Here is a 14,723-nt window from a genome sequence, read left to right on the forward strand (position 1 = left end):
ATGAGCGAGGCATTTAAGGCGCGGCTTTCAAGCCAACAAGCCGAAGTAGTAAATCACGTCGATGGCCCTCTGTTAGTCATTGCTGGGCCGGGCTCAGGAAAGACACGCGTACTAACAGAACGTGTTCGCGCACTTCTTACAAGTGAGTCCGGACACTTTCATGTGCTTGCATTGACTTTCACCAACAAGGCCGCTGATGAAATGCGCGACCGCTTGCTTGATTTGGAAGACGTGCGGGAAAGAGCTTTTATCGGAACTTTGCATAGCTTCTGTTTGGACTTACTGACTGAGCGCGGAAAGGCTATTGGCATTACAGAAACGCTCAGCATCTTCGAGCAAATAAAAGACCGGAAAGAGGTGTTGCTGAAAGCGATTGCCGATGATCCCTATCTGTCAGAAGAGATCAGTCAAATTGCGGATGCAAAAGATCGCACTAGGCGAGTTGACGCATGGCTCCAGACCATATCGCACATTAAGTCTCACCCCATAACCTGTGCGATAGTCGAAGAAGAATCCATGATGCGGGTTCTGGACGCATACGAAGCCGGAATGCGTGCATGCAATGCATACGATTTCGATGACTTATTACTTTTAACTTATCGACTGCTAATAGCGAATCCAAAATTGGCGGACATATATCGACGCCTATACAGGTTCATCTGCATTGACGAAGCTCAGGACATGAATGAAGCGCAGTATGCAGTTGTGTGTGCGCTTTGCAGTGATGGCTATCGAAACCTAATGATGGTTGGAGACCCAAAGCAGTCTATTTATGGCTTCAATACTTCCGGTCCGGAATATATGGAACGCTTCCGCATTGATTTCGAGCCAAGAGTCATAGAGCTCAATGAAAACTTTCGTTCTTCGAAGGAGGTGGTTCGAATGGCTCAGTCACTCGACCCCAACTACATGGTTGAAGCGCAACTACCGATTTCAGGAGAAGTGAGAATTTTGACGGGGGTCAATGAGGAAAATGAGGCTGAAGTTATTGTTGAAAAACTTCAGCAACTTTTTGTCAACGGACATCCGGATGTTGAGGGCGGTATTGAGCCCTCGAAATGCGCCATCCTGGGCAGAAATAGGTTCGTTCTATTGGCGGTCGAGAAGGAGTTGCGAAAACATAACGTCCTGTTTTATAAGAGATTGACTGCGAATCATGAGAACGAATCAGAGGTCGTAGAAAATTTTCAGTTGGCTCTGAGGGTATTGGCAAACCCACGGGATCGCCTCCACTTGTCAGCACTTGCAAAGAAGTGGAATATTCCCGATCCAAAGACAGATTCCGACTTCTTGTCTTTGCTGAACACGATGGCGTCCTCGGCAAATGTATTGGGTTCCTTCGCGGTCTACGAGGCAATTAAGGCTGTTACAAGCAGTTCGGCCCACTTAGACCTAATGCCCGCCTTGAGGGAGTTAGAGAAGTATGCAGACAGCATGAAGGAACCAGATCGCCTTGCAATTTATGAGGACACCGCCGTTTTTAGACAGGAGTGGGACCAGTATTTAAGATCGGCGAGCGGATTGAAATCGATCAGCAGCTTCATGAGTAGCAAGGCTTTGGGTGCCACACAAAAAGCAAACCGTGAAGGCGTTGCGCTTCTCACAGTTCACTCTGCCAAAGGTCTAGAGTTCGATGTAGTCTTTATCGCAGGAATGGCAGAAGGTACTTTCCCCGACTATCGCGCGAATAGTCCCAAGGAACAGGCGGAAGAGCGGCGTAATGCTTTCGTTGCCGTAACCAGATCAAAGCGCCTGCTCTACCTTACTTACCCTGCCACACGAATGATGCCTTGGGGCGACACGCGCGCACAGCAGCGATCACGCTTTATGGCTGAAGTCTCGTAACATTAATGACGCCGCAGGCGAGAAGAAGTCAAGACTACGGATATGGGATGTGCCCGACTAAAATCGGCCCGCTAATTTTGAAAACTCGTGCTCTCTGAATGTCTGGGTGCAGTTTTTCGCATCCAAATTTTAAGCTGGTCTAGATCATCAAAATCTACTACCTCGCCCACACTGCCGTCGTCATTTACCACCTTGAACCGGTCTGAATCCTTCGTCAAAAATAGCACCTTGCCATAAAAGCTAGACACATGCTGCGACTTCCGCGATGCATCTTTAGTATCGTGTTTCGGATCCACCAGCCGCATCAACGGTGCTTCACCAGCAAGATGCTCCATACACACCACAAAGTCGGGGTAAAACATTTTTTGACTGTCTGAGCGCATCAGCGCTACGCTGGATGGTTTCCCTTGTGGGTTGCGGTGCCACCAAGTCACAAAATCAGCACGATCCAAAGCTTTGGCAAACAACATTTCTTGCTCGTTTAGTTCGTACGTGGCATCAATGGCCGCAACGCTATACAAGTCAGGTGACAAGACAAACACATTGGTTTCATAGTAGTTACGAGCTTCGGGGCGCAAAGCTTCACGCGCGGTTACCACTGTGCCTGCTGCTGGAAACAAAATGCCATAGCTGTTCTTGCGAGATGGCTGCACCGGTACTCGTGCAGGCAACAGCAATGCGTCCGGCAGTGGCGCCGCCTTGGATTCGGTCGCTCGTTTGGCCCACTGCTGGTACAAAATTTCCTGAAATTCAGTCAGGCGCTTGTGCAGTACCCAACAGGCTGCTTGACGTGCCTTGCTACGCAAGGCTCCTGGCTTGGGAGGTTCGACATCGTCTTGCATACCCCAAGCTTGTTCTACAGCGTCCAGCATGCGATTGGCCAAAGCTGCGACCGCATCTATCGCCCCTTGCTCTTCGAGGCCGAGCCCCTGAAGCTTGTTCAAGGTTGTCTCCACTAGCGCATAGGTATCTGTCACCACCTGCACGTCTTGCTCATGCTGCGCGCCAGTAAAAAGCTCGGTGTAAATTTCCTTCTCGGTCATGCGATTGAGTGCTGCTTTCACCGCATGGCCTGTAAGCACTGGCTCCAAAGGCAACTGTTCTACAGCAGCATCTACGTCCAGGGCCAGCACATCAAACACAGGCCGGGTCTCGGTAACAAACTGGCTGGGGATTGCCAAATCGGTCCGCCTACGAATACTGCGAATGCCCGCCTCGCTAAATGCCGCTACCAATTCATCGGAGTTGCTCGGCAGTTTACGCGCGGCAGGCGCGGCAGGCCGCCCTCGATTGACGGGCACGGCATCGTGGGTGGTCAGCGGCTCTGTTGCCTCGTCCAGCAGCTTGTCTAAGTCCTGGGCATCGTCTGCAAAATCGTCAAACAAGCCGCCTGTTGCGCCATGGGGCAGCGTAGACAACTGGCGGGGGTCCGAAGCTCGACTTTCTGGCTGTAACACCTCGCCCGCAGCCGAACGTGTGGGAATTGCGCCCAGGTCGTAAGTTAGCGGTACCTGGTCTGTCGGGCGGTTGGTCAAGGCCACGCCGCCGCGCGCAGTGCGACGGGCGTGCAACTCTTCGGTTTGGCCTTCTAACTCGGTCTTTACCGCTTTGATAGCATCGGCCGCCTGCGCAAAGCCGGCTTGTGCATCGGCATTTGCCAAAAACACATATGCTGTATCGAGCTCTGGAGGTGCCGTATTGGGGTTGGGGAAGTGGCGTTGCAGCTCAGGCGCTACTCGCATTACGCGGCCAATAAACTGGGTCGCAAAGTCAGCGTCATTTACCGGCTTAGTTGAGGCCAGTACGAAAGCGCGTGGTGCATCAAAACCCGTGCCCGCAGATTGTTTGAAAATTAGCGCCTGCTTAGTATTGTCGTTGGCAATAGCGGCCATCATTACAGGATCAGGGTCATCAGCGCTGTGGATACCAATCGCGTGTGCAGGCACATTCAGCTCGCGCATCAAAAAGTCTTGCGCCTCGCCAATGGCTTCGTCGCCATTGCCCACCTGCACCAATAGCAGGGGTACAGTCGTCAGGCCGTTGGCGCGCAGGCCGCGCTCAATAGCTTGGTTGCGCCGCCAGGCGCGACGCAGCACGGTCATCTTTAAGTCCGTCACACTCTGCATGCTGGCGCGCAGGTCGTACACCACGGTTTCTATCCAAGCCTTGTTCAATCGCTCTTTCACCACGTCGGCGCGGCTCACACTGAACGACTCAAAATGGCTGTACCCCGCACTGATGATGAACTGTGATAAACGTTCATCGCGCGGTGTAGCGCTGGCCATAAGCAAATAGTCGGCCTTGAGCCACTGCACAAACTGGCCAAATTCAGTTGTAGTTTTGAGCGCAATGTGAGCCTCGTCAACTACGCAACCAATGGATAGTCCAGCAGCGCGAGCGCGCTGCACGTAGGCAGCTAGGCTGCGCTTGTCATCGTCTTCATTGCCAGAGTAGCCGGTTTTTCGGTCTTTAGCGCTGGCTACGCCTTGCACGGTAGAAATGAGTACCAAGCCAGCGGCAGGCTCTTCGTTCAGCGCGTTGGCAATTTGCACGGCAGCTAGACCCACGCCTTCGGAGTCAATCGAATCTACCGTTTGCGCGACTAGGTTAACAAACGGTACAAACCATAGCCACAGCGTAGGCTGCTGGTTGCACACCTGTTGCAAGGCGCGGGTTAGCATGAAGGTTTTGCCTGACCCTGTGGGGCTGCGCAGCAGGCAGGGCGGGTGTGCCGGTGAGAGCAGCAACTCGCACAGGTTGGCGATAATGCGCGCCTGAAAGACCTTGGGCGTGCGCGTTTCGCCCTGCGGCGCGATGATGGGAGTGGAGGGCACGATGATGGTTTGCGTCATGCGGCCTCCGTGGATGTCGCACTAGGCGCTATTGATTTTGCAACGTCTATTGTGCTGACGGTGCTCTTACGCCGTGGTTTGAGTTGCCCTTGCTTTATGGCTTGCGCTAGCGAAAGGCTTTCCACCGTCTTACTGGTGCCCTCCCATAAGTGCTCTAGATGTTCCCGCACTGTCTCTGAGCGACTGGAGTACACGCGCAGGTGCCCATAACGTGAATCGGGATGCAATGGCAGGGCTGCGAGGACGTCAAGCGCGAAGCGAGTCACGCGGTCCATCAATACGGTCATGCTGCCTTGCTCGGCGCTTTGCACAATGATCTTTATGCCCATTTTTGCCATGGCATCAGAGTGGGGAACGGGCCGTGCTACCTTGCCCAAGCGCAGCGTAAGCAAATGGAAGGCCTGCGCACAGTCGCTCTCGAACAGCGCATCACCGGGCGCTAGTTTGTCGAGTTGCAAATATGCAAAGCTGTTTTGGGCCAATGCTGGGTCAGCGGATATGACCTTGGTCATACGTGCCGCGCACACGTCGCGGCAGAGGTTTTTGTTGGGTTCTTTGTCGGTGGCCTCGGTGCTGGAGCACAAGATAAAGCTGCGTGGCGACTTGTGGGGCTCCAGTACATTGAGATTGAGCACTGCATGGCCGGTGGTGCCACTGCCCGCAAAAAAGTCCAGGACGATGTCGCCTGGGCGGGTGGCCTGGGAAAGCAGGCCTTGGATGAGGGACAAAGGTTTGGGATAAGGAAAAGCTTTGGAGCCCAAAATGCTTTTCACCTCGTCGGTAGCCACGCCGCCGCGTGCGCTGCGCAGCACCACCGGCTCGTCTTCATCTTCGTCTGCCACCGTCTTGACGTCTTCATTCACACCCGCAATCCAACTGCTCAAAGGGGCTAATCGCTCCGCCTCAGGCTTGGCCGTCCAGTGCTCTTTGCGGGACGGGCGACCTGTGGCGATAGGCTTGCCTATCCAAAAGTCTAGGTCGGGCAGGTCAGCGCGCAGGAGAGGCGTCTTCTTCTTGGGCAGCATCGGCCCTTTGCCTTTTTGAATGGCTTGCAGCAGTTCGGCCTTGGTGTCGAATTGCATTACGTCGTCGGGTTTGCAGGGCGGAAAGTAGATCAACTTCTTGGAAATCAGCCCTTCCATGGTGTCGCTGCGCAAGCCCGCCAGAGCGGCTCGAACGGCGACTTCGTCGTTGCCCAGACGCTGGCGAATTTCCTTTTCAGAGGCGTATCGCCAAACGCTGTCTGGATCACAGGGATACCAATAGCCGGTGTCGGGGTTTTGGACAGGGTAGTAAGTATTTTCTCGCTCTGTGAAAGTGTGTGCCTTGGTCAATGGCTGCGGTGACCAGTCGCCACGCGGGTCTCCGTCAGTGTTGCGGAATTTGCTTCGGTCGGTGGCCCGACCATTGAAGCTGAAACCGGGATTGGCATACACCAACACATGCTCATGTACGTGGCTAAAGCGCTGCGACAGGTCGTTACCCGTGTCCTTGGTGCGCCACACCAGGCTACCCACCCGCCGCCCTGGAAGCACCTCATCCATCAGCAGCTCCAGCCGCGCCCGGTTTTCGTCGTTGATGCTGACCATAATGACGCCGTCTTGCGTGAGCAGGTCTTTGGCCAGTGTTAAGCGGCGGTACAAAAACTCCAACCACTGGCTGTGACGCCAGCGGTCGTTGGCGCCAACATAGCGGTCGTTGTAGACCCAATCTCTATTGCCGGTGTTGTAGGGTGGGTCAATGTAGATCACGCGCACTTTGCCTGCGTGGGTGCTTTTGAGCAGGCGCAGGCTGTCGTAGTTGTCGCCTTCAATAATCAAGTTGGCAGTGCCGGTGGTGGCCTTGTCTTGCAGGCCATGCGAGTACGCTTCGTTTAGGCGGGGCAGCACAACATTGGCGTTCAGGGCCAGGTCGCGCTCAATGGCGCTACTCTCCCAATAAAGACCGAGCTTTTGTTGAGTGAGGTGTTCGGTGAGCAGGCGGCGCAGTTGAGCCGCGTTGAGTGTCCCAAGGTGCTCGGAGTTTTGTAGCTGCATCGCGTATTTTGTATTGGCTGGGGGTCAGTTTAATGAATGAATTGTGGGGAGCCACTTATGTTCTATTCGGGCGAAATATCTGGGCACGAGGTCGTTTGCACAAATGTACCTGAGCAGATACCCACCAAGTTCTTGTACTGCTCTCCAACAATGGGTGCCACAGGGCGCAACGCCTTCATTTGCCATTCGATCTGGGCGTAACAAAAGGTCACCCTATGTCCTCTATCAAAAGAAGACCTTTCTGATATTCCTGTTCAAGCTCATTTGCTTTAGTCGCAGTTCATCCTTATCTATATGTAGTAACGAAACGGCAGCGGCGGAAGCTCGTTCTTTCGCGGGGCTGCAGTCAAAATTTCGCCCACGGCATCGGCGAAGCGCAATGTCACTGGTACTCCATCTCCGAAGATACATGCGTTGTAGTTAAGCTTTGTCAACGCGAGTACGTCCGCCATGACTTGCTTAATGTCTGCGACGCCGCGGCATATCTCAATCGAGAGCGGGTTCGGCACTTCGCGACCAGCATAGGTCTGCAACCTCGGAACAAAGCCCTTGGTCCATAGGTATGCCATCCACTGCGACTTGACCCAGCCGACCCCTCGGGTAATGTTCATTGTCCCGTGACGGTAAAGCTTCATGCCGGCATCTTGGCGAATGCGCACGCAGACAACATTGGTTTCAGGCGGCACGGTCTCCTTGAAGCCCTCCCACTCCTCGGCCGAAAAGCGCGTCTTGCCGTGGATAAAGAGCTCCCTGGGGGCAAGGCCACCATGATTCTTACGATACGCTTCCACGACCAACGCCATCAATGCCTTGGCCTTCTCCTTGGGAAGATGGAAGTCGTCCTTTGTCGATGTGAGCCACGGGCCAACCGCGCCACGAAACACTACACCGTCACCGGAGTCGAGAAACATCTGAGCGCCGCAGCAGGCATTGCCCGGCTCAGCCGACGACGAATCCTTTTTGAAGACGATGCCGACATAGCAAACGCCGGGCCGTGAGGCAGCAAGCTGCCAAGGTTTGCCGCCGGCCTTGAAGAAACAGGTCGTGGCGAGGTTCCAGGCAAGAGTCGCGGGGTCTTGAAGGCCGCGTCCCGGCATGCCGTTGTCGCGGACGAATTCTTCGGGGGCGAGCGTGGTCTCCCGGACCACTTGCACCGCCGCCTTGTGCTCCAACAGCCGGGCCTTGAGCTGGTTATGAAAGTCGAGCTCGTAGAGGTAGATCTCGGCCGACACGTTGTCTTCCTCGAACAGGCCCGGAGCCTTGAGCAGCCGGGTCGCCGCAGCCTTGTCCATCAGCACGCCGGAGCGTTGCTTCTGGCTGGCCTCTACCTTGGACTGCGGGCGGCAATACTTGTGGACCTCTTCGGGCACCACGGCCATCCATAGATCGATGGTCGATTCGCTGCCGTCGCGCAGATGATTGGCGATCGCATCGGAATAGAGCGAGACGGCCTTGTGAATCGCTTGATGGCGGTCGGAGATACGGATCGCGTTTGCGAGCTCCGAAGCATCGATTTCCAGCCATGAGGAGGGCTGCACGGGCCACTCCACGCCGAACAGGGCTTGGAAGCCCGGAAACAGGGTGTGGTTGGGGTTGTCGGCCAGCGCCGGGGCGATGGGCTTGGCCAAGCGGGCGACGCATGCCGAATAGCGGCGCAGGCCTTCCTTTGTGGAGACCACGCCAATGCGCAGCTTCGACCCGGCCTGCGGGCTCTCCTTGGGGCCATAGAGCAGAAGGCCGTCCTTGGGATGTTCCATGGACTGTCCATAGCCGAACAGCAGCTCGGGCTCAGCAATCTCGATCAGAGTGAGTTCGAGGCTCATGCCGGCATCTCCTCGTCGTCGAAGTCATCGACTCCGCCCAAGTCGTCGTCGGGCTCATCGACGGGATCGTCATCGATCGATGGAGCCAAGTCGGAGAGGCCCACTGGCGAGCTGAAAATGATCGGAGTGGCGGACACGACAACCTCGCGCCCGGAACCCACCGGCAGCTTTATTTCGGCTTTGCCATCTGCGACCAGGGCGAGGAAGGCCCGCAGAAAGCCGCGCCAACGATCGTTCCACCAACTGCGACAAAAACTCATGCGCAGGCGGTGCGCCTTTGCCGGCACGTCTAACGGTTTGCCGTCGTCATCGGTGAAGACGATGGTGGAGCGCAGTTCGATGCGCCACGGCTCATCGAACTGGGGCACCATGCCCACGGCGTAGCACCAATTGGCCTTCTTCTTCTCGCTGCGGCCGTTTAGCCCTTTGCGTCGCTTGCGACCATCGACATCGACGAAAGCGACCTTCTCGCCACGCCCCTTGGTGAGCTCCGGCGTGACATAGAAGACCTTGCGCCCGCCTGCCTGCTCGAAGACGCCGAGGCCCTTGACCTCCATGGCGAGTTCCCACGCCTGCCGGACGAGGTTGGCGACGCGCTTGCGGGCTTCACGCGGATCGACGTGCTTTTCTCCGATGGTGGCGCCGCTCTGAATGAACATGGCCGAGTCCACGCCAGTGGAGGCCTTGAGCATGGCCGACTTGGACATGTTGGATACAAGATCGGCCGCCTTCGCGAACCCAACAATGCGGTCCTCATGCTCGAACCAAGGGATAGCTCGGTTGATGTCGGTGACCTTAATCTCCCGCCCGCTCCCCAAAATTCGAGCTGTTTCGATCGGTGGCAAGGAAACGACGCTGAGCCAAGTCGAGTCGAGCGATTCCTTGGACTCGGTACGCAGAATCGCGCTCTCTTTCATTTCGGCGAGCCAATGCCTGACTGATCGAGGATCCGGGGCTGACACCTTTGGTGTATTGGCATCTGACAATGTATCGAGCAGAACAGATAGCCCTATGTGCCAGCCACCAGCAAAGTCGATGACATTCTTGCCATGGATACCGATGGGTAGTTGCGAGTGGCTGAAATCGTCGAGGCGAAGCGGGATCAAAAAACCGGGCAGGGAGCCCTCGATGGTCCTGGCCAAGCTCCACTCGTCCTGGACGCCCTGCTTGCTCACCGCAACCTTGGACACCACAGCCAAGAAACGAAAGGACTCGTTGCGGATCGCGTTTTCGATCTTGGGCCAGAAGTAGTCGCCGCCTTTAAGCCGTGCAAGGTCATGCCAGACGGAGTAGCCAGCGAGCTCCAAGCGCGCACCAAGCCAGCGAACAAATTCGTTGTCCTGTGGCGTCGCATGACTGATGAAGATTGATGTTCGGGTCATTTGCTCGACCCAATGATGTTCATATTCCGCATATGTTCACCCCTCCCCTAACTTGTTGCTTTTGGTCAAGCCGCTTTTATTGTTGCAACAGCATAGTTGTCTGCAATAGCGGTTTTTTTAATCATGCCATGCAAAGACATCGGTATTCCTACCCATTGGGAATTTGATCGTTCTACCAACGCTACTTAGTGGAAATCCTGCCTCTTCGGCATATGCCATGAAGCATTGGTTTGGCTGTTCTTCAGCTTCATCTTTTGATGTGTCTCATGACCTGATTTGCGACCAAAACTAAGTGGCGATGACTATGCCTGGAATGATATTCGCAACAGGTAAGAAAAGTGCAAAAAACCTATATAAATCAAATAGTTGCGAATTTTCCAAGGCTGGTCTATATTTCTGAAAAATCCCTTACAACCACCACCAACTTGTTTTCTATGACCCGGCCGATTGCCCTCTATTTCCGTGACCTTCGATTGAGGATCGGCATGACTCAGCTTGATTTGGCAAAAGCTATTGGCTATGAGCAGGGTTATCTGTCGTCCATCGAGCTAGGGTTGAAGACCCCCAGCCAGGAGTTTTTGAATCGCCTGGTGGAGAAGGTCCAGCTCGGCGAGGAGGATCGCTTGGGGCTCGAGGTTGCCCTATCAGCGTCGAATAGGCACTTTTCCTTGCCGCATGACGCTTCCACAGAGACGTATCGGTTCTGCAATGCCCTCTGGGCCAAGATCGACCAAATGCATCCTGCTTTGATGCAAGCCTTGCATTCAATGATTGCCGTTGAGGACCAGGTAGAGCAGCGTCCACGGCACCAACCAACTCGGCTACGCAGGCGCCGTAAAAAGGAGACGCCAATGTAAAACGGGACCAACCCTAAGGCGTGTCCCGTTTTGGTGACCGCCGAAGCAGTCGAGCTGACAGATTGGAACCTTCAGTATCGCTCTTCGCGCCCATCTCGGTCAAGCCCCCGCACGCTTCGTGACTTCTGATCGCCTGAAATATCTCAGGTGATGGGTGTTCTTACGCCCAATTTCAGCAATTTTTAGCATCAAAAGCCATGGCGAGAAAGTCAGGGTGACCCTTGCCGATTTGAAATCGAAGGAGATATCTATGTCTGTCAGAAAAGTTGTGACGCGGCGCCACATTGGAATGTGCTGCCAGGTCCCCTCGCTCAAGATGAAACGCATGATTGAGTGCGAATCCATGCTTGAAGGCGATGCGATTCCAATCTTCGACCGCGATCCTGATGTGTTGTGGTTCGAAGAGCAACCTTGCACGGAGAGTGTCTATGCCAGTGGCACTCCGTTTCAGTACACCCCCGACTTCTTACTCAAGTTGAGTAACGGGTGTGAATGCTATGTCGAAGTCAAACCGGAGACAAAGCTTCGCAGCCCAAAGCTCAAGTATCGGCTGGGGTTCATTGCAAAACACTTCGCGATGAAATGCAAAGACTTTCGGATCTTGACCGAAGTTGAGATACGCAACGCACCCATGCGTAGCAATTTGCGGCGGCTTCAACACCACACAAGAGATCTGCCCACCAGCTTTGAGTTTTGGGCAAAAGTGCAGTCACTCAGCCAGGTGGTAGATCTGACGCTGGGCAAAGCGTGTCACCTCTTGCACGACCGCCGGACCGTCATGCGGCTGATGAGTCACGGTTGCTTTCGCTTTGATATGGCTCAGCCAATTTCAGACGAAACAAAGCTGCAGCTCATTTCGACGGAGGCCCGCAATGCGACGTTTCAGATTTAAGAAGGGTTTGCGTTTCAATGAAGACGCGCGCCAGTGGACGCTTCTCCGTGAGCTTCCAACCCGCAAACTGCTTCTTCAGGATTCAGAAGGAGCATTTCGGCAATTGACAAAAAACGAGCTGCTCGTGCTTTGGAACAGCGGTACCTGGCGGGTCGATGATTCATGTCTGGAGGAAATAAATGATGTGATCTACATGGCCACACCGGGCGATCTGGAGACATACACGCTAAGCCAGCAAAAAGATGCCATCCGCAAATCGACATATTTGACGGAGCTATCAAACGACATGTGTGCGAGCAGTGCCGGAAGGCTGAGAGCAAAAATCGCCGAAGTCGCACAAAAAATTGGTGATTTGGTGCCACCGCATGTTGCAACATTGAAGCGCTGGTACAGAGCTTGGGGTCATTCAAAAGACTCCACACGGTTGATTGACCAACGTCGGCGCTCAGGACGCCGACCGAACGCAGGCGCCTATTTTTTCTTTGAAAAGGCAATTGACTCGGTTTATCTGACAACGCAAAAGAAGCCGAAGTCCGAGGTTCTTGCTTACATTGCCAGGGCAATCCAGAAATCCAATATGAAGGCTCCGCCAGAGGGGCAGGTTGCTCTGCCTTCAAAGAGCACCGTATATCGGTGGCTGGACGACTTGAATACATACCTTGTAGATGAGGCACGCCTTGGCAAAGACGCTGCGAAACGTAATTTCAGCTCTTCTTCAGGAACCGTTGACGTAAGTCATATTTTGGAACGGGTCGAAATTGATCACACCCCCTTGGATCTCATTCTCATCGATGAGCTCACGATGCTGCCAATCGGAAGACCCTGGCTGACCTTGGCGATTGATCGTTACAGCCGCGCCATTCTGGGGTTCTATTTGGCGTTTCACGCTCCATCGTCCTACTCAGTTATGCGTTGTCTCAGCCGATGTGTACTTCCCAAGAGTGAATGGATGCGCGGCTTAGGACAATTTAAGAACGACTGGCCTATGCATGGCATTCCTATGGAGGTAGTCTTTGACAACGGCATGGACTTGCACTCCAAAGCTGTGCACAAGATCTGTTTTGAGATGGGGTGTCGAGTCTCTTTTTGTCCCACTGGCGAACCCTATTTCAAGGGCGCCATTGAGCGGATGTTTAGAACTTTGAATACCGGTTTGGTGCATCAACTTCCGGGTACAACCTTCTCAAACCCAGAGGAACGCGGGGACTACCCCTCAGAAGCCTTGGCTACATTGACGCTCCCCGCCGCAACCTATTTGATCGCCAAGTGGATCGTCGATGTCTATCACCAGCGTAAGCATCGCGGTATTGGTGAGACGCCACATGCGCGATGGAGTCGTCAACTTGCTCACACCGCCATCGAATTTCCGGCGCATCCAGAGGACTTAACCAACCTGGTGGGCATTCCAGCCCAACGCAAGAAGATTAGTGGCGAGGGGATTCAATACGACATCATCTTTTACAACAACAGTGACTTGCAGAATTTGCGGGAACGTCTGAAACGGAAAAAAGCCGCCGAGTTCAAATATTTCGAAGAGGACGTGGGATACATCCAAGTCTGGGATCCCGAACATGAGGAATACATCCGGGTCGAGGCAATCCCCAAATTTGCGAAATATGCAAATGGGCTTTCTCGGCAACTTCATCTCGTTACTCGGCGCTGGGGCGAAAAGACATACGGTGACGATTGGATGGACCACTCACTGTTGGAGTCCAAGTCTGACATTGAGGGATTCGTGGAGGACGCAAAGCGAGCCAAAAAGATGGCTACAAGAAAGAAGGCCGCGGCCCTGAGTCAAGTCAGTTCTGAACAGCGGGGCGACCTGTTGGATACCGTGAAACACGCGCGAACACCCCGACCTGCTGCAACAAGCTATCCGCCGGAATTTGCACGAACCGCTGAGACTGATTTGTTACCGACATTTGGCATCAATCGCACGGCTGGCATTCCAAAAACATCTGCAGCAAATCCGTAGGAGACGACCATGACTTCAAGCAAAGACACCATCCTGGTCCTGGAAACTTTTGGCATCCTTAACGGCGTTTCCGGCCAGCAAACAAATCAGGCCCTCGACGAGTTTTCCTTACGGCCACTTCGCATCGAATACGACCAGTACTCCCAGGTCATCCGAAGAATTGCATCGCTACATCGTCGCGCAGTGTTCAACGAGTACGGCGGAGGGTTACTTTTAACCGCCGATACCGGCACAGGAAAATCCAGCGCATTAAAACAATATGCAGGTAACTTTCCGTTGCGCCATGAAGTGGAAGGCGTCATCTGCCCCGTTCTCTTTGTAGAAACACCTTCCGATCCGACCGTGAAAAACCTTGCGGAGGCAATTCTCAGCGCCATGGGCGACCCCGCAAGTGTGCGTGGAACTGCGGAGCAAAAGACCCGTCGGATTTACAAGTTCTTCGCTTCCTGCAAGGTAGAGCTTCTGTTGATAGACGAGTTTCATCACTTTGTCGAAGTCAACCGACGAACAGTTAAACGCGATGTAACGGATTGGCTAAAGAACCTATTGAACGTCACTCGGGTTGGCGTTGTGTTGGCTGGACTTCCAAGCAGTGAAGAAGCCCTGCGGTGCAACCAACAATTGGCACGTCGGTTCTCAGCCCGCCTGCACTTGGCACCCTTCACGTATTTCACCGATAAGAAGCAATTGGAGTTTCGTGGATTGCTTCAATGCCTACAAAAGCAACTACCGGTTGAATGCATAGATTTGCACACCGACGAAGTCGCCCGTCGCATCTTCATGGCAACGAATGGTGTGATTGACTATGTCATCAAGCTGTTGGAAGAAGCTTGTGATCTCATCCGAAACGGGGATTTCAAGTTCTTGGATTTATCTGCACTTTCCAAAGCATTTACCAGGTCAATATGGGCTGAGGCTCCGGCTGAGCTCAACCCTTTCATCGAAGAAGGAATCTTGCGGCCATTGACCATGCGCAATGAGCCCTTTTTTCATGCCACCCAAACACGCGTCAACCCACTTACCAGCACCACTCCATTGCAGAACGATTGACTGGCTGATCC

9 protein-coding genes are annotated in these 14,723 nt (G+C 54.0%); 5 read left to right on the forward strand and 4 right to left on the reverse strand.

Features of this window, described 5'->3' with window-relative positions; all coding sequences use genetic code 11:
* Positions 1-1,845 carry an ATP-dependent helicase gene (locus AC1DV6_RS07175; protein WP_477976532.1) on the forward strand — a complete coding sequence of 615 codons (1,845 nt, stop codon included), beginning with the start codon at positions 1-3 and terminating at the stop codon, positions 1,843-1,845.
* Positions 1,846-1,916: 71 nt separating this feature from the next.
* On the opposite strand, the gene AC1DV6_RS07180 is transcribed toward AC1DV6_RS07175, so the two are convergent.
* The 4 genes from AC1DV6_RS07180 to AC1DV6_RS07195 form a co-directional block, all read right to left on the reverse strand.
* Positions 1,917-4,697, reverse strand: a complete 2,781-nt coding sequence (locus AC1DV6_RS07180) for a DEAD/DEAH box helicase (protein ID WP_477976534.1) — start codon at positions 4,695-4,697, stop codon at positions 1,917-1,919.
* The gene (locus AC1DV6_RS07185) at positions 4,694-6,733 is read right to left on the reverse strand and encodes a site-specific DNA-methyltransferase (RefSeq protein ID WP_477976536.1); all 2,040 of its coding nucleotides are present in this window, start codon (positions 6,731-6,733) and stop codon (positions 4,694-4,696) included. The genes AC1DV6_RS07180 and AC1DV6_RS07185 overlap by 4 nt, the downstream gene beginning before the upstream one ends.
* Positions 6,734-7,023: 290 nt before the next feature.
* Positions 7,024-8,556, reverse strand: a complete 1,533-nt coding sequence (locus AC1DV6_RS07190; RefSeq protein ID WP_477976538.1) for an argonaute/piwi family protein — start codon at positions 8,554-8,556, stop codon at positions 7,024-7,026.
* Entirely contained in the window at positions 8,553-9,938 is a 1,386-nt protein-coding gene (locus AC1DV6_RS07195; protein ID WP_477976540.1) for a toll/interleukin-1 receptor domain-containing protein, read from the reverse strand. Before AC1DV6_RS07195 ends, AC1DV6_RS07190 begins: the two co-directional genes overlap by 4 nt.
* A 338-nt stretch (positions 9,939-10,276) precedes the next feature.
* On the opposite strand from AC1DV6_RS07195, the gene AC1DV6_RS07200 reads away from it, so the two are divergent.
* From AC1DV6_RS07200 to AC1DV6_RS07215, 4 genes are all read left to right on the forward strand, one after another.
* Entirely contained in the window at positions 10,277-10,795 is a 519-nt protein-coding gene (locus tag AC1DV6_RS07200; protein WP_477976542.1) for a helix-turn-helix transcriptional regulator, read from the forward strand.
* 250 nt (positions 10,796-11,045) lie between these two features.
* A complete protein-coding gene (locus AC1DV6_RS07205; RefSeq protein WP_477976544.1) occupies positions 11,046-11,687 on the forward strand; it encodes a TnsA endonuclease N-terminal domain-containing protein in 642 nt (213 codons plus the stop codon).
* Positions 11,668-13,662, forward strand: a complete 1,995-nt coding sequence (locus AC1DV6_RS07210) for a hypothetical protein (RefSeq protein ID WP_477976546.1) — start codon at positions 11,668-11,670, stop codon at positions 13,660-13,662. Before AC1DV6_RS07205 ends, AC1DV6_RS07210 begins: the two co-directional genes overlap by 20 nt.
* A 9-nt stretch (positions 13,663-13,671) precedes the next feature.
* A complete protein-coding gene (locus AC1DV6_RS07215) occupies positions 13,672-14,712 on the forward strand; it encodes a TniB family NTP-binding protein (RefSeq protein ID WP_477976548.1) in 1,041 nt (346 codons plus the stop codon).
* Positions 14,713-14,723 lie beyond the last annotated feature (11 nt).

Source organism: Rhodoferax sp. P2_H8_2 (assembly GCF_056403235.1).